Source organism: Dyella subtropica, from assembly GCF_026283965.1.
GTDB lineage: Bacteria > Pseudomonadota > Gammaproteobacteria > Xanthomonadales > Rhodanobacteraceae > Dyella_D > Dyella_D subtropica.
The window spans coordinates 108843-131989 of sequence record NZ_JAPDPD010000013.1 but is presented as its reverse complement, the minus strand read 5'-3'; the positions used below and the strand labels follow the sequence as shown (position 1 = coordinate 131989).

At 59.4% G+C, this 23147-nt stretch carries 23 protein-coding genes; 16 read left to right on the top strand and 7 right to left on the bottom strand.

The features are described 5' to 3' along the window. The first annotated feature begins 406 nt into the window (after nucleotides 1-406). The 5 genes from OUZ45_RS20865 to OUZ45_RS13025 all read left to right on the top strand — a co-directional run bounded on the left by OUZ45_RS20865 (nucleotide 407) and on the right by OUZ45_RS13025 (nucleotide 4786). A complete protein-coding gene (locus OUZ45_RS20865; RefSeq protein ID WP_425601693.1) occupies nucleotides 407-1225 on the top strand; it encodes a CHAP domain-containing protein in 819 nt (272 codons plus the stop codon). Between the two features lie 1151 nt (nucleotides 1226-2376). Further along, a complete protein-coding gene (locus tag OUZ45_RS13040; RefSeq protein ID WP_266170552.1) occupies nucleotides 2377-2976 on the top strand; it encodes an outer membrane beta-barrel protein in 600 nt (199 codons plus the stop codon). A gap of 213 nt (nucleotides 2977-3189) precedes the next feature. Continuing rightward, complete coding sequence (locus OUZ45_RS13035; protein WP_266170551.1) at nucleotides 3190-3648, top strand: hypothetical protein; 459 nt, start codon at nucleotides 3190-3192, stop codon at nucleotides 3646-3648. A gap of 176 nt (nucleotides 3649-3824) precedes the next feature. Further along, entirely contained in the window at nucleotides 3825-4424 is a 600-nt protein-coding gene (locus OUZ45_RS13030) for a hypothetical protein (protein ID WP_266170550.1), read from the top strand. Continuing rightward, complete coding sequence (locus tag OUZ45_RS13025; protein ID WP_266170549.1) at nucleotides 4421-4786, top strand: hypothetical protein; 366 nt, start codon at nucleotides 4421-4423, stop codon at nucleotides 4784-4786. The genes OUZ45_RS13030 and OUZ45_RS13025 overlap by 4 nt, the downstream gene beginning before the upstream one ends. Before the next feature lie 57 nt (nucleotides 4787-4843). Here OUZ45_RS13025 and OUZ45_RS13020 read toward each other — a convergent pair whose 3' ends face one another. After that, nucleotides 4844-5530: a DJ-1/PfpI family protein gene (locus OUZ45_RS13020; RefSeq protein ID WP_266170548.1), complete on the bottom strand. Its 687-nt coding sequence runs from the start codon at nucleotides 5528-5530 to the stop codon at nucleotides 4844-4846. 89 nt (nucleotides 5531-5619) lie between these two features. Here OUZ45_RS13020 and OUZ45_RS13015 point away from each other — a divergent pair, with 89 nt between their 5' ends. Further along, complete coding sequence (locus tag OUZ45_RS13015; RefSeq protein WP_266170547.1) at nucleotides 5620-6555, top strand: GlxA family transcriptional regulator; 936 nt, start codon at nucleotides 5620-5622, stop codon at nucleotides 6553-6555. A 35-nt stretch (nucleotides 6556-6590) separates the two neighbouring features. Here OUZ45_RS13015 and OUZ45_RS13010 read toward each other — a convergent pair whose 3' ends face one another. Further along, nucleotides 6591-7235: a hypothetical protein gene (locus OUZ45_RS13010; protein ID WP_266170546.1), complete on the bottom strand. Its 645-nt coding sequence runs from the start codon at nucleotides 7233-7235 to the stop codon at nucleotides 6591-6593. A gap of 100 nt (nucleotides 7236-7335) precedes the next feature. Between OUZ45_RS13010 and OUZ45_RS13005 the strand changes: the two genes are divergently transcribed. Next, entirely contained in the window at nucleotides 7336-7743 is a 408-nt protein-coding gene (locus OUZ45_RS13005) for a winged helix-turn-helix transcriptional regulator (protein ID WP_266170545.1), read from the top strand. A 111-nt stretch (nucleotides 7744-7854) separates the two neighbouring features. On the opposite strand, the gene OUZ45_RS13000 is transcribed toward OUZ45_RS13005, so the two are convergent. Beyond that, entirely contained in the window at nucleotides 7855-8967 is a 1113-nt protein-coding gene (locus tag OUZ45_RS13000) for a ricin-type beta-trefoil lectin domain protein (protein ID WP_266170544.1), read from the bottom strand. 414 nt (nucleotides 8968-9381) lie between these two features. Here OUZ45_RS13000 and OUZ45_RS12995 point away from each other — a divergent pair, with 414 nt between their 5' ends. Continuing rightward, nucleotides 9382-9981 (top strand): hypothetical protein, encoded by a 600-nt coding sequence (locus OUZ45_RS12995; RefSeq protein ID WP_266170543.1) that lies wholly within the window; start codon nucleotides 9382-9384, stop codon nucleotides 9979-9981. Nucleotides 9982-10170: 189 nt separating this feature from the next. On the opposite strand, the gene OUZ45_RS12990 is transcribed toward OUZ45_RS12995, so the two are convergent. Then, the gene (locus OUZ45_RS12990) at nucleotides 10171-10596 is read right to left on the bottom strand and encodes a lysozyme inhibitor LprI family protein (RefSeq protein WP_266170542.1); all 426 of its coding nucleotides are present in this window, start codon (nucleotides 10594-10596) and stop codon (nucleotides 10171-10173) included. 140 nt (nucleotides 10597-10736) lie between these two features. Here OUZ45_RS12990 and OUZ45_RS20860 point away from each other — a divergent pair, with 140 nt between their 5' ends. The 5 genes from OUZ45_RS20860 (at nucleotide 10737) to OUZ45_RS12965 (ending at nucleotide 14518) form a co-directional block, all read left to right on the top strand. Continuing rightward, the gene (locus OUZ45_RS20860; RefSeq protein WP_425601692.1) at nucleotides 10737-10835 is read left to right on the top strand and encodes a glycoside hydrolase family protein; all 99 of its coding nucleotides are present in this window, start codon (nucleotides 10737-10739) and stop codon (nucleotides 10833-10835) included. A 394-nt stretch (nucleotides 10836-11229) separates the two neighbouring features. Further along, on the top strand, nucleotides 11230-11607 hold the full coding sequence (locus OUZ45_RS12980) for a hypothetical protein (RefSeq protein WP_266170541.1): 378 nt from the start codon (nucleotides 11230-11232) through the stop codon (nucleotides 11605-11607). 11 nt (nucleotides 11608-11618) lie between these two features. Continuing rightward, nucleotides 11619-12056 carry a hypothetical protein gene (locus tag OUZ45_RS12975; protein ID WP_266170540.1) on the top strand — a complete coding sequence of 146 codons (438 nt, stop codon included), beginning with the start codon at nucleotides 11619-11621 and terminating at the stop codon, nucleotides 12054-12056. Nucleotides 12057-12176: 120 nt separating this feature from the next. After that, entirely contained in the window at nucleotides 12177-13094 is a 918-nt protein-coding gene (locus OUZ45_RS12970; RefSeq protein ID WP_266170539.1) for a M14 family metallopeptidase, read from the top strand. Nucleotides 13095-13519: 425 nt separating this feature from the next. Next, the gene (locus OUZ45_RS12965; protein WP_266170538.1) at nucleotides 13520-14518 is read left to right on the top strand and encodes a DUF5694 domain-containing protein; all 999 of its coding nucleotides are present in this window, start codon (nucleotides 13520-13522) and stop codon (nucleotides 14516-14518) included. 86 nt (nucleotides 14519-14604) lie between these two features. Here the strand turns inward: OUZ45_RS12965 and OUZ45_RS12960 are convergent, their stop codons facing one another. Then, a complete protein-coding gene (locus OUZ45_RS12960; protein WP_266170537.1) occupies nucleotides 14605-14847 on the bottom strand; it encodes a hypothetical protein in 243 nt (80 codons plus the stop codon). Between OUZ45_RS12960 and OUZ45_RS12955 the strand changes: the two genes are divergently transcribed. Then, nucleotides 14846-15730, top strand: coding sequence for a leucine-rich repeat domain-containing protein (locus OUZ45_RS12955; protein WP_266170536.1), 885 nt, complete (start codon nucleotides 14846-14848; stop codon nucleotides 15728-15730). The genes OUZ45_RS12960 and OUZ45_RS12955 overlap by 2 nt on opposite strands. 724 nt (nucleotides 15731-16454) lie before the next feature. After that, nucleotides 16455-17474: a hypothetical protein gene (locus tag OUZ45_RS12950; RefSeq protein WP_266170535.1), complete on the top strand. Its 1020-nt coding sequence runs from the start codon at nucleotides 16455-16457 to the stop codon at nucleotides 17472-17474. Nucleotides 17475-17642: 168 nt separating this feature from the next. Here OUZ45_RS12950 and OUZ45_RS12945 read toward each other — a convergent pair whose 3' ends face one another. Further along, on the bottom strand, nucleotides 17643-20648 hold the full coding sequence (locus tag OUZ45_RS12945) for a TonB-dependent receptor (protein WP_266170534.1): 3006 nt from the start codon (nucleotides 20646-20648) through the stop codon (nucleotides 17643-17645). A 560-nt stretch (nucleotides 20649-21208) separates the two neighbouring features. Between OUZ45_RS12945 and OUZ45_RS12940 the strand changes: the two genes are divergently transcribed. Then, entirely contained in the window at nucleotides 21209-21748 is a 540-nt protein-coding gene (locus OUZ45_RS12940) for a DUF6630 family protein (protein ID WP_266170533.1), read from the top strand. Between the two features lie 281 nt (nucleotides 21749-22029). Here the strand turns inward: OUZ45_RS12940 and OUZ45_RS12935 are convergent, their stop codons facing one another. Continuing rightward, nucleotides 22030-23010, bottom strand: a complete 981-nt coding sequence (locus tag OUZ45_RS12935; protein ID WP_266170532.1) for an alpha/beta fold hydrolase — start codon at nucleotides 23008-23010, stop codon at nucleotides 22030-22032. Nucleotides 23011-23147: the final 137 nt, after the last annotated feature.

Below are 23147 nucleotides of genomic sequence, written 5' to 3'. Positions count from 1 at the left end.
CGAGCCTCATATGGGGCGATTGACTGCGAACGGCAATGTTATCGCGTGATCATTTCGACATTCAATGCACGCTCAAGTGACTTGCGGAATCCCGGGTCAGGTTGGACTTTAAAGAAACCCGGGTCATGTTTGACATTCAGAGCAAGCTCTACCAGAACTGCACTCTGACCCTGAGGTTTCCTGATGTTTCGCATGTTCGATAAGGATTTCATTCGATCGGAACTTCATCGCATCCTCGGAGAGGAGGATGCGCATAGATTTCTCGCCAGTCTTCATTTCAAGTCTCGCACAAAGGGGCGCCTCTTCTACTGGCAGGAGAGGATGATCGATAAGCTCTGCAAAGAGTTATCCATGCCGAAGCTGTCGCTTGAGGATTCCCTGAGCATCTTCAATTACTGCCATTTGCATGGTGACGAGCTTACTGAGGATTCGGTTCCGATCATTTACGGGACTTTTGCTCCAGCGAGTAATGGCGAGGCGTCGTATCGGAGTAGTTGCCCTTATGCCAACTCATTCGTGCAGGGTCCCTGTTGGGTTGAGGGCACCACCCATGGCACGGTTTTCTACTGTCCTACCTGCCGTCAGATCGAAAGGCAGCTTGAGGATTTTAGGTTCACTTCCACAGCAACCAGGATTTGAACCCGCCACCATTTCGCTGGGAGCCGAAACCCAGGTTGGGCATCTAGCTCTACAAGAACAGCACTCCGACCCTCGGGTTGGCTTGAACACGTATGCCTACGTGGGAGGGAATCCGCTGGGCTACATCGATCCCTTGGGGCTCTGTGACTGCAGCAATGTTCTCAATACCGCTCAAGCCACGGCAAGCAAGCCAAATCTGGCCTCTGTCTATTCCTACGCAGGCGATCACGCGCCCGGTCCCAATACGAATAAATGCAATACGTTTGTTGGAGATATGCTGAGCGGGACCGGTGTAGGGCCAAAAAGATGGCTGGGGTTTGGTGAGCCGATAAGTGCGGGCGATTGGGCGGACCCGACAAAGGACATCCCGCATTTTCCGGTCGTCGCCACACCACAGCCTGGTGATATCGTTGCCGTTTCGCACCATTATTCTGATGCTTCTGGGCATGTTGCGATTGTTAAGGTGCCAGGAAAATCGACCATTGGAGCGGGGACGGCTACGGGCGCCCATGAAACCGGATGGCCATGGGATCCGACAACATCACCGCAAGGCACTCCAGTATATAAGCGATGCACATGCAGCTAAGTAACGGAAGAAGGCGGTTCATTTTGATGGCCATGGTCATACTTGCGACCATGGCTTTGGCGTGGCGATACGCTTACCCGGCGATGGTCTCGCATATTTACGCGGCGAATGCGCCTTTGTCATGGAACAAAGCCTTGCTCTCCATGACTTTGGGGGAGGTTCACCAAACTCTTGGAAACCCAGACGAGGACGTTTCCGCAAAGGAGTATCAAGTATGGATTCGAAAGCAGTGGTGGGGATGGCAAGAACTAAAAGTGCTTATTCCAAACTGCTTCGCAGCTAGCTCGAGGCCGAGTGAGGTGTATTACATCGTTCACGTTTACGGTTTTTACGATCCCGTGATAAAACGCCGTATCGAATAGCAAATTGACGGTACTAAAATCTGAGTTCGCGGAAGAAGCGGGTCGAAAACCCGGGTTGGACTTTCAAGGCCAAGCCTCAAGGGTCGAGGTAGCTAAGACCCAAACCCCTTAGTCCGGCGGGCAGAACAAAGAAAGGGTCAGGTTGCCATATTTCGAAATACAGGGCGGGAGTAGTTAACCAGTAACCGCATCCCAGGAAGAAAGGCCGAGTCGCTACTTCTATGGCCCTAAGCACCGACGAACTTCACATCGATCCTCGATCGTTGCGAGTGGCTCAATCCGCAGTGATCATCCAAGCGTCCTAGCCGAACCCGTTGGCTGGACGGGTGGCCTCCAGGATGGCCCGCGGACTGTGCACAAGCTCACTCGCGCACCTCCACGCATGCTGCTAATGTCTGCCGCCGAAGCCCGTGTTCAGCAATCAATCCGAGGGAGCAGGGAATGCGATTTGAGCCAGGTGGACGGCTTTTCTACGCTTGTCAGTTCGCGGAACCAAAGTACGGTCTGCTCCAGCAGAAGCTGGCGGCATAGAAGGTGCGGGTGATCATGCGCGATTCGCAGCCCGCGACGGCGGGCGTTCGTATATCAGGTGTCGAATACCGGGAGTGTCGCTCTAGGCGATGCATCTGGGCGTCGTGCTTTGCGCGGAACGGATGTGCGGAATGTTGATGGTGGTTTTTGTTTGATCCATGGAGATGTGGACAAGGTAATGAGTGGGCGCAACATGGCCTGCTATGGGATGTATGTCGCGCCATGAGCGCATTTCAAACTCACTAGGGATAGGTATTCATGCGTCACTTGTTTCTGGCTGCGTCGCTGGGCGCGGCAATGGCTGTTTCTTCGTTTGCTGCGCACGCCGGTGACGCGGATCCCAGCCACTTCTTTGTCAATGCGGGTGCGGGCATGTCGCACTCCAACATTTCCGGTCTCACCGATAAGGACAGTTGGGGTTACAACCTCAATGCAGGTTATCGCTGGCGTGATACCTGGGGCGTGGAGGCGGGGTATGTCGACCTGGGCAGGCCCGAGTTCAATGGATGGGTCAATGGGGATTCCAGGTATCCCCTCAAACTGAGGCTCAATGTCTCGGGCTGGACGCTGGGCGCCAACGGTCGCTGGACCTTTGCCGAAAACTGGTACGTCAGCGCGCGACTGGGTGTGTTCTTCTCCCGGTCGAAGCTGACAGCGCAGGGCTCCTACGTCGGTGAAGCAACGACCAACGACACCAACCTGTACTTCGGCGGCGGGCTTGGCTATGACATTACCCCGCAGCTCAGCGTCGGTGTGAATGTTGATCGTTACCAGGCCAAGTCCAATCGCTTCCTTAGAGGCACCAATAGCCCGGTGCTGGTGTCCGGCATGCTCGAGTACCGTTTCATCAGCCGGTAATTGCTGCGGCTGACACGTTTGTAGCAGAGGGAGCGGAGGCAATTCGCTCCCTCCCTTGCTCGTCCCACTGGGACGGGCAAGGGAGGCGGAAACAATGTGCCGCTGAGATTCGACGCCAAGCAGGACCCTGAAGAGGCACACCAAGCCACCGCCTGGCCGCCGTGCTAGCTTTTAGGCGCGGCGAGGGGAGCCGTCACATCACAGGGGAAAAACATGGCAAGTCGCAATCAGCCGGTACGCTGGTACTGGCCGACGTTCGGGAATGTCGCCGACGCTGTTCAAGCATCCAATCAAGGCATGTGGGCCGCCGTATTTTGTGCCGTCGTAACGGCCATCATGGCGACCGTCAGCATCTTCACTGCTGCCGGCATTGCAGGTATCCACCCCTCGGCTTATCTGGATGCGGTGCTGTTTGCGGTGATCGCATGGCGTATTCACGCGCGATCCAAGGGTTTCGCGATCGCCGGGCTGTGCTTGTTCGTGATCGAAAAGATCTTCCAGATCGTCACGCAGCCGGAATCGATGCGCTTCGGCATCTTTCTCGGCATCATTCTGCTGCTGTGCTTTATCAGCGGCGTGCGGGGCAACTTCGCCTATCACCGTTTCATGGCCGAAGCTGAAGTGGCGCCTCCCGCACTTCCAGGGGCGGAGAGCAGAGCACGGGATATCTGACAGCGCGCTGGGCGTTGTGGGTCATTGGTGGTGATCTTGGCCGGTAATCAATCGGTCAAGATCAATAGCTTCGGCCCTAGGGATAGTCTGTTACGAGTGGCGCTCCTGTCGAAGACGAAGGCAAATTTGGGCGCGCGGCCCTTATGTCGCTGCGGCCAGTGAGGTATTGAGCACTTATGCGGAAGTGGGGGCTGGCATTTCTCTTTCTGTTGATCGGCTGGGGCGCGCTTCACTGGTGGCGGCAGCGGCCAGTGGAGCAGGCGCCGGGGATACTTGCGCCGGATGCACCTCAACAGGTCGATATCGATCACGGCACGCAACTACAGCGAGGTGACGTAACCCTCACGACACGTGCTCGCTTCGAGTTGACTGCCCGTGTTCTTTCACGGGAAGACTATCGCTACGATGCCGGCGCCTCGCTTGCCCCGGTGGATCTCGCGCTTGGCTGGGGGCGCATGTCCGACAGCGCCGTGTTGGCAAAGATCAGCATCAGCCAATCCAATCGCTTCTATTACTGGAGCGTTCGGGAGTTTCCGATTCCGCGGCGCGATATCGAAACCTCCAGCGCCAATATGCACATGATCCCTTCCGACGACATGGTCCGTCATTCGCTGGAGCGGATACGTCCGGGGCAGCTAGTGCATTTGGAGGGATTTCTTGTCGATGCCAGCCGGCCGGATGGTTGGCAGTGGCATACGTCGATGACACGCGAAGACACCGGAAACGGCGCGTGTGAGTTGGTGTATGTCGAAGACATCAGCACGGTGGTGCCGTGACTTGGAACCACCTGTACAGGTATCCCACAGAGGAAGAATTTGCCCGCTTTCTAAAAGAAGGTGGGGAAGTTACTTTCATTGCTAAGGGCGTCTATTTCGACCCACGCGGAGATCTCCTTGCGCCTCTCTCCGGAATTGCACTGTTTGGCGGCGTGACATTTCGCCCGAAGCTTTTGGATAATCTCGAACTAGAAGTCTATCCCGCTGCTTACGGCGGCCAGTGGGCAACCATTGAACAGCAGATTGCCCTTAGAAGTGGCTGGATTAGATACAACGACGTATATCCGCCTGAATATCCGCCTGGAAACATGAGGGCGACGTGCCATATTGACGTGCCTGCACCCTTGGTGGGCGAACTATAAGAACGGGGTCACCATTTCGCTGGGCATTGCCGGCAACAAGGCAGACCCATTCACCCCTCAAAGTTTCTCCGCAACCCTTTGCACCGCCGCATGGCGATCCGGGCGCAGCCGGTCCAGCCGTGTCGTTACTGCCTGGAGGATCGGCGGCGGCGCTCGCTCGGGGCGCCCGCAGTCGAACGGCGGCGCCGGCGCGTATTCGATACCGAGCTGCACCGACTGCGCATGCGCGACGCCGGCAATGTCGGCCATCACCGAAAGTGCCATGTCGATGCCCGCGGTGACGCCGCCGCCGGTGATGAGATACCCGTCTTGCACCACACGGTCCTCGTCCGCAATTGCACCGAACGGCGGCGGCAGGTCGCGCCAGGCCCAGTGGCAGGCCGCGCGTTTGCCGCGGAGCAGCCCTGCCGCGCCAAGCACAACGGACCCGTTGCACACCGAGGTGACATAGCGGGCGCCACCCGCCAGCCGGCGCACTTCGCGCATGAAATCAGCATCTTCTATCGCCTCGATCACGCCGAAGCCGCCGGGCACGCACAAGAGGTCGGCGTGCGGTATGTCGGCCAGCCGCTGCACGTGGGTGATCGTGAGGCCGCTGTCGGCCTGGATGTCGCCGCCGTTGGCAGAGGCCACCACGCATTGCGCCCCGGGCAGACGCCAGAACACCTCGTGGGGGCCGGTGAAATCGAGCTGGGTGACGCGGTCATACAGCGCGAAAACGATGATGAATGGGGAGGCGGTCATGGCGCGGATCTCGCTGGAGTCGGTTGACGCCTCGCAGCATCGCGATCTAAGTTGGCGGCAGCAATGTCCTATATCCCACGTTTTCTGCCATGTCTCACCGTATAGCGGTGCTTGTCTATCCCGACTTCCAACTGCTCGATGCGGCGGGGCCTATCGCCGCGTTCGAAGTGGCGAGCCGCTATCGGGACGGGTACTACGCGCTGCGGATCGTGGCCGCGCAGCCGGGCCTGGTGCGCAGTTCGTCGGGCGTGCGCTGGGCCTGCGAGGGTCTGCCGCCAGCGAGTCAGGTCGACACCTTGCTAGTGGCCGGCGGCGACGGCGTCGATGCCGCCATGACCGACGCGCGCACGCGCCGCTTCGTGCAACGCTGCGCGAAGCGCGGCGCGCGCGTGACCAGCGCGTGCACGGGCAGCTTGCTGCTTGCGGCCACCGGGGTGCTCGACGGCAAGCGCGCCACGACTCACTGGTACCGTAGCGAGCAGTTCGCACGCCAGTTCCCGCAAGTACAGTTGGAAGTCGACCATATCTACGTCAACGACGGCAGCATCTGGACCAGCGCGGGCATCAGCGCCGGCATCGACCTGGCACTGGCGCTGGTCGCCGAGGACCTCGGCGAGCGCATCGCGCGCGCGGTGGCGCGGCAGCTCGTCGTCTACTATCGGCGGCCGGGCGGGCAGTCGCAATTCTCGGCATTGATCGAGATGGACTCCGCGCAAGGCCGCTTCAGGCCGCTGCTCGATCATGTGCGCCGCCACTTGAGCGCGCGCCACCATGTAGGCGACCTGGCCGAGCATGCTTGCATGAGCCCGCGCCACTTCGCGCGAGCCTTCCTGGCGGAGACCGGCCTCACGCCGGCCAAGGCCGTAGAAAAGTTGCGGGTGGAGGCAGCGCGCGCCGCACTGGAAAGCGGCGCGGCCTCGCTGCATCGCGTCGCGACCGAGTGCGGGTTCGGCGATACCGAGCGCATGCGCCGCAGTTTTCAGCGCCTGCTGGGAATGCCGCCGTCGATCTTGCGTACGCGGTGAAAAGCGCCCCGCGGTTCAGCCTGCTCAGCGATGGGTTACCGCCGACTCTGCATCAACGCCGCCGCGTGCAGCATCAGAAACAACGGCACGAGAAATGCTGGAATCAGCAGCAGCGGCAGTGACGCCATGGGCGCGGTGCTGATTTCCCCAGGAGCGCCTGTGGTGAGCGTGGCACTCAGCGTGCCCAGGCTGAGCGCCACCACCAGGTCGATGATGCCAAGCACATTCCAGCGGATGAAGCCGGCGCTGGCGGCGAAGGCGGGCTGACGCGCAAGAGTGACGGCTATCCAGGGGGCGGTGATGCCGATGGCCATATCGCCGATGCCAGCGGGCAGGGCGAACATGGCGGGCAGCACGTTGTACGCATAGAGGAAGAGGAAGCCCAGGCCAGCCCATCGCCAGGCCTGCATGGCCGCAATAAGACGAAGATCAAGCGAGAGAACGAAGTGGCGGAAGGACTCCGAGAGCCGCAGCCACGCAAAGAACAGCAACAGCGGTGTAGCGACGCCGATGGCAATGCCAAAGGGCGGCATGCCGGGACGGCCGACGAATGCGCCAGCCGAACCGAGCGATACGACGAGCAGGAACCAGGCGATCAGTACGGCTGTAACGCTCAAGGGCATACGGCTAAGCCCGCTTGGCCGGGATTCGGTAGCGCGGGGAATGACATTGGTTGCCATGACGCTCTCCTTGGTTACTTGCATTTTGCAAGTTGCAAGGCAACGTAGCATCATGACTTGCAGTCTGCAAGTGACCTGAGCAGGCCATGGAGAAGTGGACATGAGTACCGCGAAGACCTTCACGCGCTCCGCCTGTGCGGTCGCCAATTCGCTGGACGTCGTGGGCGACAAATGGTCGTTACTCGTGGTGCGCGACTTGCTGCACGGCAAGCGCACCTACGGCGAGCTCGCGGATTCGATGGAGCGCATTCCCACCAACATCCTTGCCGAGCGTCTTAAGCGGCTGGAAGCCGCCGGTATCGTCCTTCGAACCCCGTATCAGCAGCACCCCACGCGGTACTCCTACACACTCACCCCGAAGGGAAGCGCTCTGGGCGACGTGCTACTCGCGTTTGTGCGTTGGGGCAAACAGCACATACCAGGCACGCTGGCACTGAATCAGGGGCCGGCGAGCGGTACATCGGCGGTGTCGAAGACAGGCGCGCGCCGCGTGCAGGCGAAAACGTGAGCACTAATTTGAACGAGAGAAACGGGACGGGGATAGCCACTACGCTTAGCTACCTCCGATCCGTTCTTTTGCCAGCTTTCTTTATGCACGGCAGCGCCAGAGCGCGGCGAGTCAGTTCCGCGGCAGTGGCAACCGCCAGTTCTGATTGGCCGCGCCAGTGCACCGTTGCATCGTCAACTGCGCACCCTGGGCTGACGAGGTCAAGCAAAGACCGGACAGGTCGCTGCGCAGCTGCGTACCGATCTGGCTCCACTGTTGATTGCGGCCATTGTTACAGCTGTAAACGATGACTTGGGCGCCTGGCGAGGTATTGCCGTTGGCAACATCCAGGCACAGGTTGTTCTGAAGCCGCAGTGTGTGATCCACCCCGAGCACCCAGGCCTGGTTTTCGCCGCCGGTACAGCTGTAGGTGATCGCCGGAACATTGCTACGGGCCCCGCCGCTCGCATCGATGCAAACATCGTTCGCGCTGATTACCGCACCGCGCAACGAATTGCCGATCGCATTGCGCTGCACGCTGCCGGAAGCCGTTTTGGTGGCCTGGCTATAACCGGTGCAGGTTTTGCTCAGGCTGGTGCCGGAGATGCTCGCTACCGCGTTGCCGCCATTGCCGCGGGGCAAGTCAAAGGCTGCGCTGGCGTAAGGCTGGTTGAAGCAATTGGCATTGGCGGAGCTCCACTCGAAGTACTCGGTCCAGTTGACCATGCCGTGAGGCGAGATACCGTTCGAGGCCGTGCGAATGCTGCCCAGCTTGAATGAGCCGCCGGTGGCCAGGTCGGTGACGGTGACACCCAGCCATTGATCGCCCTCATAGGCCACATGAAAGCGATAGGTATGTCCCTGCTGCCACTCATGCGCCATGCGGCAACTCTTGCCCACGCCCTCGCCGCCGAAACTCACGCAATAGCTGCCTTCGCTACCCGGCTTGGCTTCGGTCGCATCCCAGATCGAGAACAGAAACATCCGGTGGCTTCCACCGTTGCTTTGCATCCCCGTGTAACCGCCAGAGCCCGTGCCGACCAGGCTGAACTGGTTGCTCCAGTACACATCGGCGCGGTAGCCCGGATCGGTTTGCACGGTGATGCCGTAGTCGACCGAATCGAGCGCGGTCACCGAAGGAGCGAACTGATAGTGGGTGTAGGTGCCGGGGGTATCGCCCGCCTGCGCGGCAAACGGAAGAATCAACAACATCAACAGACTGCACAGACCTTTCGTCGCTTTCATCATGGGCTCTTGGTAGTTGAAATCGGTGCGATGGTCACGGTGGGAGTGCTCCGGCCTCATTTGCGTAGACTTGCTCAGAGCATCCCCAGCCCATCGGCGAAAAACGCTGACGCCAAACCTTACAATATCGCCGCGGGTCGATCTGCCAATGACTTCTCACGCGAAGGCGGTGCGGAACGGGGGTTAGTTAAGCCCGGGAATTCATTGCCCCTGGCGTTGCCAGAGGGCGAAGAAGGGGGCTTAGTATCGAAGAAAGATAGGGTCCCCCTTTCTTGATGCTGACGTTACGGAGCAGCGATTGGTCGGGAGTCTTATCGTAATGTTTCCCGGACTGGGTGCGCGGCGCTTCCGCCGAAGGCGAGTTGAGGCGCGTTGCCCTTTTCATCGTTGAAGCTAGTGAGGTATTGAGCGCTTATGCAGAAGTGGGTTCTCGCATTGCTCTTCCTGTTGATCGGCTGGGGCGCGCTTCATACGTGGCGGCAACGGCCCGTGGCGCAGGCGCCAGGGATACTCGCGCCGGATGCACCTCTACAGGTCGATATCGACCACGGCACGCAACTGCAGCGAGGTGACGTAACCCTCACGACACGTGCTCGCTTCGAGTTGACTGCCCGTGTTCTTTCACGGGAAGACTATCGCTACGATGCCGGCGCCTCGCTTGCCCCGGTGGATCTCGCGCTTGGCTGGGGGCGCATGTCCGACAGCGCCGTGTTGGCAAAGATCACCATCAGCCAATCCAACCGCTTCTACTACTGGCACGTTCAAGAGTTTCCGATTCCACAACGTGATATCGAAACCTCCAGCGCCAATATGCACATGATCCCTTCCGACGACATGGTCCGTCATTCGCTGGAGCGGATACGTCCGGGGCAGCTGGTGCATCTAGAGGGATTTCTTGTCGATGCAAGTCGGCCGGATGGTTGGCAGTGGCATACGTCGATGACACGCGAAGACACCGGAAACGGCGCGTGTGAGTTGGTGTATGTCGAAGACATCAGCACGGTGGCGCCGTGACTGGGACGTGTCGGTGGCTTAGCCAGTCATTGCCGTGCAATTCGGTTAAAACGAGGTCACCATTGATTGCCTCATTTTTTGAAAAGAAGCTATATAGAACGGGGCCGGGTTGCCTCATTGCTAGTCAGGAAATCCGAAGGACGAACCTGGCCTGATTTCATCACATCTACGCCGAAGCCATTAGGCGCACTATTGAGCAAACAGTCTGGCCTCCATGTCCGTTGCTTGTTTTCCTGTTTCATCAACTTTGCAGCTCAATGGCTCTAGCTCGGGACGCTCGATATCGTCTACAACCGATGCACAGCGATTATCCCGATACTGAATCCACACGGCTTCTTCAGCTTTGAGCTTTACCCTTAGTGCAGGGCTTAGCTTAGCCATCATTGCTTGATAAGCCTTATTTAGGCGCTTGTCCTGGTAGTCCAGTTCTACCTCCATGCACCCCTTGTTTGGTGCGGTGGCATCACCAGCCTTCAATAGACATTGGCCATACGATGGCCGTAGCCCGTACAGCCTGGAAACCACCGCCTGCTCGTCTTGTGCTGAGGTGGCCGTGCCCCACAGCGTGGGCGACAACAGCAACATCGATACAAACCCACATGCCATCTTCTTCATCACCGAGGCTCCGTTCGGGCTGTTCTATCCATTTCGTGGCAAACCTTACCGTTCCCTACTGATCCGTAGCAATCGGCGTTGTCCTACGGTAGGAGCAACACCTGGCCTGGAAATTAACTCCTCGTCTTGAAAGCTTCCTCGTGGAAGCCGAAGGCGAGCGTCTGACCGCCTACAAGAACACGAAGGGGATCTGGACCATCGGCGTTGGCCACGCTGGCCCGGAGGTCGAACCAGGGTGACCATCTCCCCCGCAGAGTCCCAGCGCCTGGCTGCTCGAGGCCTCGCCCGGCCTCGTTGCATCTGAGCGCTAGGCAGATCGTGGTGCTGCATGCGCGGCGCATACAGATCGCACTGTCGTCCCGTGATCTCAGGTCGCATCGCCACAGCCACGCCCTCGAAGACAGTCCGACACGCATGGGCGGCGAGGCCATGGTGCGACAGTGGTCAAAAGCGAGGCTGAGTGAGCTGATCGATCAGCTACGCTATCGGTCCTCGTAATGAAGAATGTGTTGCCATCGAGTCGGTCAATGAAGCCGGCAACCAAATGGCTGGCATGGGACACGGGTGAGCAAACGGCCGTTATAGGCCCGGGTGGGGAAGATGGAACTCGCGAACGACATATGGAGCCGGGTTATGGATCTGGCGGTTCTTCTCGTCAACGAAGACAGAAAGGATCGTTACTGGAGTCATTACAACGAGCTCAAGGAATACTGCGAGGCGCAGAGTCTGGAGGGGCGTGACCATCCGTTCCTGTGGGAGAGCCTCGCGGACTTCACGATCGATGACAGGGCGTCGCTGGATCTCTACTTTATGGCGCTCGATCTAGCGGTTGGAGATGATGCACGGCCTTATCGTGCCTCCATCAGGTTTGCGCTGGCCGAACGCTACAAGAATCTCGGCGAGCACTCTCTGGCTCGCGAGTACGCAATAGCCGCGGACGATGAGGCCAAATCGATTGATGATCTGGCGCTCAGGCGAAGGATCAGTCAATTTCTGCTAACGGAAAACTAGGACGTCCGGCGATGTGGTTCATGCTTGGGTTTGCTGCGTTTGTGATGCTGGTGCCGGCGGTGACGTACCGGTTCTGGAGTTTCGATGGTGAGTCAGGGGACGAAGTGTTGAATGCTTCGTTCGCAGAACAGCGCGCCATGGTGCATGGGGTGGGGATGCCGGCATCGAGCTTGCGCGTCGTTCATCGGTGGCACCCGCATACAGGGAACGCCCGGTCCGGCGAGATACTGGAGATTGATGCTCATTGGCTTTGCTTGGCCGGTAACGGCCAGTTTGTAATAGCCATCGCACAGGGAGTCATCGAGCCCGGCAAGGTGGGCTTCTTCCCGTTTCGCCAGCGGCCGCTGATCATCCGCTGGGCCTGGCGAAGCCTCACACAAGAGCGGGTCAGGCAAATGCTGACCGCAACACCCAGTGTCTATCGGCGGGTGTTTGGTACCAATCCCTAGACACGCACCAGTAAGGGGGGAGGTGCGGCGGCGTCGTTGCTTGAAGGTGGCTCCGGCCTCATACCCAGCAGTGCTACATTCCGTCGCCTTACCCCGATGCACTTTGGAGCCAGTCACGCCATGACGAACCAAGCCACCTATCCCATCGGTACGCCCGGCACGCCCTGGGGCCCCGCGGATGTTGCCGCCTGGCTGGCGCGGCAGACGCGCCAGCGCAGCTACGCGGCGGATGTGTTGAGCGCGGTGGAAGCGCTGCGTTCGCGTTTCGACGTGGTGGAGTACGGCCGTCTTGATTACTCACCCGACAGCTATCCGCTGGTGGCGATCAAGAGCCGTCATTGGAAGCATGAGCTCCCCTGCGTGCTGGTAACGGGCGGCGTGCATGGCTACGAGACCAGCGGCGTGCACGGGGCGTTGCAGTTTGTCGACCGGTATGCGGAAGCCTACGCAGGCCGCGCCAATCTTGTTGTTGCTCCCTGCGTCAGCCCCTGGGCCTACGAGCGCATCCATCGCTGGAATCCGCAGGCGATAGACCCGAACCGTTCGTTCCGCGACAACAGTCCGGCGCAGGAATCAGCGGCCCTCATGCGCTTGGTCGCACCTTTCCGCGACCGCGTGCTGGTGCATATCGATCTGCACGAGACCACCGACACCGATGAATCGGAGTTCCGGCCGGCGTTGGCCGCGCGCGACGGTGCGGCTTTCGAACCCGGTGAGATTCCGGATGGTTTCTACGTGGTGGACGACAGCGAGAATCCGCAACCCGCATTCCAGCAGGCGGTGATCGCGGCGGTCGCCAAGGTCACCCACATCGCCCCCGCTGACAGCAACGGCCAGATCATCGGCTCGGCCGTGGTCGCGCCGGGTGTCATCAACTATCCGCTGAAGAAACTCGGACTCTGCGCAAGCATCACCCCCGCGCGCTACACCACGACCACGGAAGTCTATCCCGACAGTCCCCAGGCTAGCCCCGAGCAGTGCAATGCTGCGCAGGCGGCCGCGGTGTGCGCAGCGATCGATTTCGCGCTGGCCTCGTAGAGGGGCGTGATTCGCAGTTGGGCGAGCTCTACTACAGTTCGGCGTCGCTCCATCGCGATCTGTAACGCGAACTAGCAAGGTTGGACCGCAACATAGGGGCTTCGAACCCGATCAAGCTCGTCATCCCAGCTTCGCCGGGATGACGGGCGCCTTGGCGCAGGCGATCGATGAGCCGGCCTCGCGCCGGAATCTCCCGGTCGAATGGGACGGGAAAATGGCGACCCCGCTGCTCATTTCTGCGATCCGCCAAATGGGGGTCATGACAAACGACAGGTCATTACGTCCAGCACGCTCCTTGTATGTCACCGGTCCCTAATGTCTGCTGCCGTTAGCCTTTGGGCATAAGGAGAGTGGAAATGGAATGTCGTCGAATGACTCGTCAGGCTCTCGCTCTGGCCATCGGGCTTCTGATGGGGACAAGTGCCATGGCGCAGCCCAGCGTCATGGTGTTGGGCTCCGCTCATCTGGCTTCCCTGAAGCCTGCGCCTACGGCGGCGCAGGCCGAAAGAGTCATCGCGTCGCTTGCTACGTATGCGCCGACTGCGGTTTGCATCGAGGCCATGGATGGTGCGGGGATTGAAACGGCTCTTCATGACGTGGCGGGCAATGCCAGCCGGCTATCCACGTTTGCCGAGAAGCAGGTTCAGTTGGGCATGCCACAACAGCTTGCGCTTGGTGTGTCACCCGCGGATGCGCGCTCGCAAGCCATCACGCTGTTGGCGCATTGGGGGCAGTTGAGCACAGGCGAGCGCGTGCGGCTGGTCCAGCTGCAGCTTGCCGGCTACGAGATGTGGTCGGCGGTCCTGAACTGGTCGGAGCTGGGCGAGGGTGAACGTGCCGAGGCCATCAAGGCGCTCGATGCCGAGACCGTGGCCAGCCTCGACAAACTCCGCGACAGTCCCAAGGAGCCGGCGGCGATCGCGGTGGCACTCGCAAAGCGCAGCGGTCTTCATCGCATCTATGCGGTGGACACGTTCGAGGACGAGGTCACCATGATGGCGTTGGTGCCCGAGTTGACAGTTTTCTTTGAGCGGCCGGAGCTGAAGGCTTCCATTGAACGGCTGAAGCAGGCCTTCGACGCGCACTGGCAGCCAACGACCGGCGAGGGAGCGCTGCTCGACACGCTGCATTGGTTCAATGGCAGCGACTACGCGAAGCTCGATCGCGCTTCCGAATGGGACGTGTTTGAAAAGCCGTCGGCAGGGACGGCCGGTGCGCGAAGGTTGCTGCTATGGAATGCACGCAATGCCGAGCTCGTTGCGCGGCTTGACCGGGTTTTGGCCAGTGTCGATGGTGAGCGTACGTTCCTGGTCATCGGCGCCTCGCACCGCGCCTTCCTGGAGCGGGCGCTGGGTGCGCAGCCGTGGCTGGAAGTCGTGCCGTCGGAACGCTTCCTTGCTGAGAAGGCAGTCACCTCGCGATAACACGATGACGGGGCGGGTTCACAATTGCGCCCCGTTCCACTTGCTGCGTTCGCAGCCCCTTGATGGCTCAATCAAAGAGCATCGCGCTAGAAAATGGTGCTCGGCATCGTTTCCAGTTTGGCGTCGGGCATTTCATCCCGCATGCGCTTGTTGAGGAAGCGAACGCCATCGACAAGCGCCATAGCGGTACGCAGAAAGGGGCGGAGGTAGCTAAGCTTCGCTTGGGACTTGGCTTTCACGAAGAAGACGTCTCTTTGGCAGACATCGCCATCGCCCAGCCCTATTCTCCGCAAGGGATGCCCACCGAACGTTCGGGAATAAGGACGCATGCAAAGCGAAACGCCCTACGCGATGACGTTGTCACCCTTCCACACCTCGCGATGGCCAAGGTCGATCGTCAACGTCGCGGATTACGACGGCGGCGAGCGCCTGACCCTGAGTTGGGATCTTGGACGGGTTTCGGAAACGGAAAAGAAGCAGGCAATCCGCCAATGGTGTCTGAAGCTACCCGAGCTTCAGCACGTCCGCTGGCTGTCTCTATGGACGCACGTGACGCAGCCTCTATTTGACGCCGCTTGCCAGATACATGATCTGGAATGCTTCAACACCAAGGGAAGCAACGTCAAAAGTCTCCGCGCCATCGAGCACCTGAGGAAGCTGCGCTACCTATCCATAGGAAAGTCGACCAAAGTCGAATCGGTAGAGCCGTTGGCGGCTCTGTCCGATCTGAAGCAATTGCACATCGAGAATTTCAAGTCGATCACGGATTTCTCGCCTCTCCTGGCGCTTACCGGGCTGGAGTCGCTCTCAGTGACCGGAAGCATGTGGACTCGGCAAAAAGTCGCGTCGCTTGAACCCTTTGCACACATGACATGGCTGCAGACGCTGACTGTCGACACATCGAGCGTCCATTCGCTTCGGCCACTGGCTAACCTCAAGAACCTGAAGGAACTCGGTGTGGGTGGGCGGTTGCCGATGCAGGAATACGCATGGCTCGCAGCAAAGCTGCCGAACACCGAATGCCGCTGGTTCAGTGCCTACTTCGAACTTGCATCAAGCGGGATCGGTCGTTGCAAGAAGTGCAACCAGAACTCGGAAGTGATGTTGACGGGAAAAGGAGCAGGGTGCGCATGCAAGCACTGCGACAAGGAAAAAGTGCAGCGACATGAGGCTGCTTTCCATGAGGCCATGGAGCGAGCGAAGGCGGAGTAGATGTTCAGGGATGGATCCCCACGGCAACGGGATCAGTTTCACTTATCCATTGTTGGTAAGTGAGCTTGTCTCTGTTCTTAGGGGAGCTTCGAATTGCCTCTCTTTGCTCGTCATTCCGGCGAAAGACGGAATCCAGTGTCTTCGCTCTTCAAGAACGTAAAGTCGCTGGGTCCCGGTTTTCGCCGGGATGACGAAATTGATAACGAGTTATTCGAGGTTCCCTTGAGAGATGCTCATTGTCATGTGCTCTTTCGCATCAAGGTGCGCACGTGATGGAGAGAAGGATCGGCATCCATGAGCCCCATTGATGAATACATAATTCATCACAAGCGAACGATGACATGTGACTGTTTGTGCTACCGCCTGATGCCGCGCAATTCATCGCATCACGTCACACATTTCGCGATCTTCGTCGCGTACGTTCCTTCCTCCATCGCTCACTACGGCTTATCCCCAAAGATGCGATGAGAAACACGCGCCACTGACTATCAGGGGCGACGACTCGCACACCTCTAAGGATGCTCTGAACAAGTCGTCATCCGGTGAAAGCCGGAATGACGAATGAAGACTTGTCTGGATCTCTCCAAATTCAATATCGGAGTTCACAATGGAAATGCGTTCTTCCCGGTTGGCTGCTTCTATCGTTCTAGCACTGTCCGTTGGTGGAGCAGGCTATGGCTCTGCCGCATCAGCCTCGCCCGCTTCCACACAGTGGGCCAACCTGATGGCTCCCCGCACGCATCTGGTACAGGCCCCTACCACTTGGCCAAACGCCACCAACACCGGATATCAGGCCGCACCGGGTTACCCCGGACACCTCACCACGTACTCGCCCATTCCGAACGGCACCGCATGCTCCGGCCCGATCGATAGCAACAAGACGTACAGCTACTGCTATTTCCCCAGTGGTGTGGAAGTCGGCACGGCCGGTATCCCGGGCACACCCGTCAACGTCACGTTTATTGGGTGTCTGTTCGAGTCCGATTTCAATGGTTTTGGCAACGGTAGCCAGGCTCTCGTCAAATACTCGAACGGCAACAACCTTGTTATCTCCTACTCCACGTTCAAACCTTCGGGCATAAGCGCGCCGCCGGTGTCTTACGAGCAAGGCGTGGCGTACGGTGTGAATCAGGTTGAGGATGCCCCCAACTACAACGCGGGCAGCTTCTCCGTCGATCATTCAAATTTCTGGGGCTTGGCCGACGCCGCCGAAATTGGCCTATCCAGTCAGCAGCAGCCGGTAACCATAAGCGACTCGTACATTCACGATCCACGCGCCGACGGCGGCGGTGTCGACCATACGGACGGGATCTTGTCCAACGACGGCGATACGGTTGCCTACCTCACCATCAACCACAACACTCTTATCGCGGTGGCGAACAACGAAGCTATCGCGCTTCAGTACAGCACGGCCTACTACGACCACGTCACTGTGACCAACAACTACGTGTCCGGCTGGCACAACACGGTGGACTTTGGCGGGGATGGCGCAGGCAACACCAACGACACTTTCACCGGGAACGTATACGGCACCGATCTGATGCCAACCAACTCCGCCCTCTATAGCGTCTATGACGGCGACAATCGCTGGGAGACGGCGTTCGGCAATACCTGGCGCAACAACACGCTGTATGTCGTTCCGGGCAGCAGCTACGCACCCGTCAGCGACAGCGGCAAGTTCTGGGTGCCTCAGTGGACGGACCTGGGCTGGCCGCTCCTCTGGACGACTGATTGGGCTCAGTAGTGCTCTGATGACAGCCCGCCCATAAGCCCTTTGTCGGGCGAAGCTTCCGCATACAAAAATGCCCGACCTCATTGGGGAGTAATGAGATCGGGCCAAATGGGTTGTTGGGATTTCTATATTCAAACGGGCAAACCCCATAGAGCCGGGGTTTGCCTTTTCACTATCCGATCAGAAGTCGTACCGCGCGGTGATCTGCACGTAACGTGGCTGCTGATAGTCGTCCACCTGGTGATAGTTCGGATCGATCGTGATGCCGCCCGCCACGTCCGGATTGCGGTACTCATGGAATGGGTTGGTACGCACCGGCGTCTGCCGGTTGAACACGTTGAAGATGTCGGCGCGCAAGGTCACCTTGCCTTCCGAGATCTTCGGCATCCACTGCACACCAACATCAAACTGATACAGCCAGGGCGTGGTGCCCGCCGTGCCGCGATGGCCCAACACCTGATTCGGCGCGTCGTAACTGGTGCCGTTGATCACGACCGGGTGGGTGCCGCCTGCATTGCAGTAGAAACTGCTTGCGTTGTAACCGCCTGCGCCGCCGCTTCCATTGGCAAGGTTGCCGTAGTCAGGCGACTCCAGCGGAACGATGCCGAAGCAGCTCTGGGGTCGGCCCGACTGCACCAGCAAGTTAGCCGACAGGCGCCACTCTGATGCGACCTGATACGCGCCAAACAGTTTGAACGCGTGGCGACGATCGTTGGGTAGGTTGCCGTTGTCGCCGTGCTCCAGCGTGGGGAAGTCAAACGACTGACTGATGCCCGCATCGGACTGCTGAAGGTTGGATTCCACATAGCCTTCGCTGGTGCCGTAGCTGTGCGACCACGTATACGAACCTTGCAATGACCACTTGCCATCCCAGGCGTGCTCAAAGAAGAACTCCAAGGCGCTGTACTTGCGCCTGTAGTCGGGCAGCATGAAATATTTGGCGGGAATCGTCACATTGGTGAGCTTGCCGTCGCCCTGCAGATCCAGATTGAACGCATTGGATTTGCCGGGATTGACCACGACGCAGTTAGCCAATTGCCCTGAATTGAAATTGGTATAGCCGTGATCGGCTGCCCAGTTGTCGAACGCGCCATGCCAGCAGGTATCGTCCATGCCGTTGTTGACTTGGCGCATCACACCGCGGACACCGCCCGTCCACGCTTGATTGAATGCGTGCTCGAAGCTGACGATCAGCTCGTCCTGGGACATCGGCTTCAGGCTGGTCGCGACCACACTGCCGGGATTGGGGGTCACGCCGTTTCCAAGCACCTGGGTGGCACCCAGTTTCTGGCCCAGGGTGATTGGCGCACCGGTGGCGGGGTCAACGCCGCTGAAGGTGTAGTAGTCGTGCGTGAAGAGTTCAGCTGCGCTGGTGCGGATATTGGTGTTGGAGGCGATAGGTATGTAATACCGGCCCAGCGTGGCGGACAGCTTGTTGGTCGAATCGCCGGTAATGTCCCAAGAGAGACCGAGGCGAGGTGCGAACAGGTTGTCCTTCTTGGCGAAGCTCTTGCCCGCGCTATTCTTGTTGTTGAACGTCTCGTCGCGCAGGCCGACGTACAGCAGCCATCTGTCGTTGATCTTCCAGTTGTCTTCCAGATAGGCGGCAGTGTTGTCCACTTCAAAGGACCCACTCGGCGTGTTGTCGTAGCGAACGCGCACGTATTCCGTGGTGCCAGCCGGCGGGGTCACGCCGTTGATCATGCCTTGGGTATAGCTGTAGTAGCGATAGTAGACGCCACCGGTGATGGTGGTGCCGATGTGGGTCGAGGTGAACTTCTCGCCGTCGTAACCGAAGCGCACATCGTGATCGCCCAGCCGCCACTCCAGATCGAGGCGCCCGGCCTTGCGATGATCGGACTCGTTGGCTGGCTTGGTGTCGTAGGACGTCAGTGCGTTGGGATCGAAGCAACCCAGGTTGGTCAATGGGATGCTGTGCCCGTTATCACCGGGATGACCTGGGTAATTGCGGCCGTCCAGCGCCCAAGGGCAATTGCCGCTGTGGAAATTGCGCGGATCGCGCGTACCGTCGGCATTCCTGAGATCGCCGTATTGGGCGGACAAGGTGAAGTTGTCGGTGAGGTAACCCGTGTACTTCAGGATTTCCACATGCCCGCCGTAGGTATTGCGGCTCTCGGTGGTCGGCGTGTTGAAGCTGGTGGCATACGGGTGGACGATGTTGCCTTGCGCATCATCGTTGGTGTAGTTCTTGTGATGATCGGTTTTGCGATTGTCGATACCGGTAAATTCAAGAATGTGCTTGTCGGTGATGTTCCAGTCCAGCTTGAGGATGCCGGAAGGCGAATTGTTCCAGTTGTAGCTGCTGGTTTCTTTGCCGTAGTTGCTCCACGAGTGAGACTCGCCCTGAAGCATCGCGAACACAAACAGCTTGTCTTTCACCAGCGGTCCGCTGACATAGACGTTGGACTGCAGCTCCTTTTCCTTGTTCGCCTGACTGAACTTGTAATAGTTACCGGGATAGCGGCGATCAAGCTCGTTGCGCGGTTGCTCACGCCAGAAGTCCGGTGTCCACATCGCCATGGCGCCGTAATGCCATTGGTTGCTACCTCGTTGGGTGACCAGGCTGATCACGCCGCCGAGCGAACGGCCGTATTCCGCACCGTAGCCGCCGGTCTTGACCTGCTCTTCGGCGACCGCGTTGAACGGCAGCGACGCGTAAGACAGGAAGTTGCGGATATTGGTGACGTCGAAGCCGTTGATGTAGTACGCGTTCTCAGCTGCGGAAGCGCCGCCGAAGGAGGGTGTGCCGAACGCGGAGTCCGCTTTCACCGTACCCGGAGCCAATAGGGCAACAGCGGACGTGTCGCGCGCAACCGGTAGATTCGCCAATTGCTCCTTGGAGAACACCGTGGTCGACTCGACCGAGGACACGTCGATCGGGTTGACTGTGGTGCCCTGGACCTGGATCGCTGCCAAGGTGCTCGCATTGATGCCGGTAAAGTTGAGTTGGCTACCGGTACCGACCGCAACGTGCACATTGCGCGACTCACCTTCGACGCTCACGCGGTAGTCACCAGTCTGCAATTGCGGAAGCGAGTAGTGACCATCCGACCCGACCGTGATGTCGCGCTTACTGCCGGTGCCGAGGTTCTCGATGGTGATGATGGAGCCACTCTTGGCGTCACCAAAAATCGAACCGTTGGCTGACTGTGCATGGATACCCATCGACATCGATCCAAGACAGATGCCAAGCGCCACGGTAAGTGTTGAACGCTTATATGCGGCACGCGTTGGCCGCGGAAACGAATGCTTCATGCAGTTGGTTCCCCCCAAGTTTTAGATGCGCCTGCGTCAGGACGACGCAGCCTCCCTCGCTGCGTGACGCCATACGTCATGCAGTGAAATTTGCTTGCATTGATCAAGCGCGCGGATGGCACTGACGGCCGTCTCCAGCCCTCAGCCGACGAACTTCCCCAAGTTCGCCGAAGCCAGCTGCGCCGTAAGATTCACGTAACCTTCGGCACTTGCTTTCCGCCGAACTTATTATTTGTATGACTATACGTCAATAGGATGTTTTGAGGGCGCGCACGGGAGGAGTCCGTGCTTGCCAGGGCCTGATTAGCCGCGAACCCCGGTAGGAAAGTGGCTGGCCTGATGTTGAAGTGAATCGCCGGGTGTTGGTGATTCGTCGTTGTTTACCCATATTCCTGGCATCAGGCCAAGCGGTGCTTTGCAACGGGCCGCGCGAGCGCGATCATGTGGTCTCGACCTTTTGTAGTGCACCCATGAGCCCCTCTGACGACGATTTCGATACCGAACACCCTTTCGACGACGGCGAGGAGGGCGACGACTCGGTAGAGGCCTGTGTCTGGCAGCTGCTGCTGCTGATCAATCCGGGCGACGAAGAAACGGCGATGCAGCAGTTCGCGGCTTACCGCGATGCCGTAGGTCATGCCGATGGGGCTGAGATCGAGCCGATTCGGGTGATCAGCCAGGTGATCGACTGGCGTTCGGGTTTTCACGTCGATGCCGATGACACGCGCGCCTTGGTGCAGGCGATCGATGAGCTGACGTCGCGCTGGAATCTGTCGGTCGAATGGGATGGCGATCCGGACGATGACGACTTCCATGCCGACGTCGATGCGGCATCGCTATTCGCCATGGCCTACGACAGCCTGACGCCACACGGTTATACCTTGTGGGCCTGGGAAACCGACGATGGCAGCTATGCCGGCTGGATGACGCTAACGCGTGACAACGAGCCGATGCGCGAGTTGGCTACGGCGCTGGGCATCAATATGCGGTTGGGTAGCGAAGTCACCTGAGCTCGCAAGTATGTTTCTGCTCCCTCTCCCCTCCGAGGAGAGGGTTGGGGTGGGTGCTGGCGACACCGCTTCTACTTCGTCGCCCCGGCGCAGGCCGGGGTCCAGTGACGTATCGCTAGGTTGTCGCGTCTGCGTGCATTGGTTCGCCTGCCGCGGGCTTTCGAACCGCTGCCGCGGAAAAGGAGCTCCATGTCACGTGAGATGTTCACAGCCTGCGAGCAGGGGAGAGGAGAATCGCCAGCTGAGATTCGACGCCGGTCAGGCACTGGCATAAGAGGAACTCAAGCAACACTCCACAACCGCCTCGCTTCCTCGGCAATGACATCAGGGTATTCCTCCTGAAAGAACAGCTTCGCTCCGGGCACGCGGCGGATGCCTTGTGACTTCGGAAAGGTGTGGTCGAGGTAGTCGGCGTCCGCTTGCGAGAAGATGTCGTCACTGGCGCCCCATACGATCCGTACTGGTACCGTGCTGCGCTTGAGTGCCGCCTCGATACCCTTCAGTGGATTAGGCTCCAGCGCGATGTGGAACGCGTGGTATTGCGCCTTGCGCAGCGGCGAGCTGACGAGTGGCGTGACGTAGTACTCGATGGTTTCGTCGGCGAAGCGGCTGGGGTCGTGATAGACGGCTGCACCGAACGTCGAACGTGCCAGCGCTTTGTCGCTAAGCCACTTGGCCGTGGCATCCGCGAGTGTTCCGGCGCGCGCCATCTCAATGGCCGGCATGACCTTGGGCGGAGGGCTGTCGATCTCGACGTCGCAATTGGTCAGCAGCAGCGTCCGCACACGCTCGGGATAACGGACCACAAACAGCTGCGCGACCGCGCCGCCGCTATCGCTGGCGACGATATCGACCTTGGAGATCGCCAGCTTGTCGAGCAGGGCTGCGAGCATCGCAACTTGGGCGTCGGCTGCTAGCGATTGGTGCTCGGGAACCTCGGAGTATCCAAGGCCCATGAAGTCGGGTGCCACGCATCGCCGATAGGGCGACAACCGATCGATGGCGCCGCGCCATTGAAAGCCGTTGAGTGGCGCGCCATGCAGAAACAGCGCTGCATCACCCGAGCCCCGCTCGACATAGGCGATCTTGCCGAAGGGGAGGTCGGCGAAGCGTCGCTCTGCGCGAAACGCTGCCGCGTCTGTCGGTTTGGACGGGCCTGCGCCTGTAGCGCTGCGGCCGGGAGTCACGCGCGCTATACACGTGCCGACGACACTGGCGGCAAGCGTGGCGCCGGTCAATGCCATGAACTGTCTGCGCTTCATCTCGAATCTCCATACAAGGTGTGCCTGCCGAGCATGCTGGCAGCGCCGCCAAGGCCAGGCGCGCACAAACGGCCGGTGCCGGATACAGAAGGATGATTTTCGGCACTGGCTACAGAACCGGGGCGCGTAGAAAGATC

Excerpts from the sequence above, each read along its gene's own strand:
- OUZ45_RS12940 (WP_266170533.1), top strand. The coding sequence starts at position 21,209 with ATGAGCCCCTCTGACGACGATTTCGATACCGAACACCCTTTCGACGAC.
- OUZ45_RS12970 (WP_266170539.1), top strand. The coding sequence starts at position 12,177 with ATGACGAACCAAGCCACCTATCCCATCGGTACGCCCGGCACGCCCTGG.
- OUZ45_RS20865 (WP_425601693.1), top strand. The coding sequence starts at position 407 with ATGGTGACGAGCTTACTGAGGATTCGGTTCCGATCATTTACGGGACTT.
- OUZ45_RS13010 (WP_266170546.1), bottom strand. The coding sequence starts at position 7,235 with ATGGCAACCAATGTCATTCCCCGCGCTACCGAATCCCGGCCAAGCGGG.
- OUZ45_RS13015 (WP_266170547.1), top strand. The coding sequence starts at position 5,620 with ATGTCTCACCGTATAGCGGTGCTTGTCTATCCCGACTTCCAACTGCTC.
- OUZ45_RS12975 (WP_266170540.1), top strand. The coding sequence starts at position 11,619 with ATGTGGTTCATGCTTGGGTTTGCTGCGTTTGTGATGCTGGTGCCGGCG.
- OUZ45_RS12980 (WP_266170541.1), top strand. The coding sequence starts at position 11,230 with ATGGATCTGGCGGTTCTTCTCGTCAACGAAGACAGAAAGGATCGTTAC.
- OUZ45_RS12960 (WP_266170537.1), bottom strand. The coding sequence starts at position 14,847 with ATGCGTCCTTATTCCCGAACGTTCGGTGGGCATCCCTTGCGGAGAATA.
- OUZ45_RS13020 (WP_266170548.1), bottom strand. The coding sequence starts at position 5,530 with ATGACCGCCTCCCCATTCATCATCGTTTTCGCGCTGTATGACCGCGTC.
- OUZ45_RS12945 (WP_266170534.1), bottom strand. The coding sequence starts at position 20,648 with ATGGGTATCCATGCACAGTCAGCCAACGGTTCGATTTTTGGTGACGCC.
- OUZ45_RS13040 (WP_266170552.1), top strand. The coding sequence starts at position 2,377 with ATGCGTCACTTGTTTCTGGCTGCGTCGCTGGGCGCGGCAATGGCTGTT.
- OUZ45_RS12935 (WP_266170532.1), bottom strand. The coding sequence starts at position 23,010 with ATGAAGCGCAGACAGTTCATGGCATTGACCGGCGCCACGCTTGCCGCC.
- OUZ45_RS12950 (WP_266170535.1), top strand. The coding sequence starts at position 16,455 with ATGGCTCCCCGCACGCATCTGGTACAGGCCCCTACCACTTGGCCAAAC.
- OUZ45_RS12990 (WP_266170542.1), bottom strand. The coding sequence starts at position 10,596 with ATGAAGAAGATGGCATGTGGGTTTGTATCGATGTTGCTGTTGTCGCCC.
- OUZ45_RS13030 (WP_266170550.1), top strand. The coding sequence starts at position 3,825 with ATGCGGAAGTGGGGGCTGGCATTTCTCTTTCTGTTGATCGGCTGGGGC.
- OUZ45_RS13000 (WP_266170544.1), bottom strand. The coding sequence starts at position 8,967 with ATGAAAGCGACGAAAGGTCTGTGCAGTCTGTTGATGTTGTTGATTCTT.
- OUZ45_RS12965 (WP_266170538.1), top strand. The coding sequence starts at position 13,520 with ATGGCGCAGCCCAGCGTCATGGTGTTGGGCTCCGCTCATCTGGCTTCC.
- OUZ45_RS12955 (WP_266170536.1), top strand. The coding sequence starts at position 14,846 with ATGCAAAGCGAAACGCCCTACGCGATGACGTTGTCACCCTTCCACACC.
- OUZ45_RS12995 (WP_266170543.1), top strand. The coding sequence starts at position 9,382 with ATGCAGAAGTGGGTTCTCGCATTGCTCTTCCTGTTGATCGGCTGGGGC.
- OUZ45_RS13005 (WP_266170545.1), top strand. The coding sequence starts at position 7,336 with ATGAGTACCGCGAAGACCTTCACGCGCTCCGCCTGTGCGGTCGCCAAT.
- OUZ45_RS13035 (WP_266170551.1), top strand. The coding sequence starts at position 3,190 with ATGGCAAGTCGCAATCAGCCGGTACGCTGGTACTGGCCGACGTTCGGG.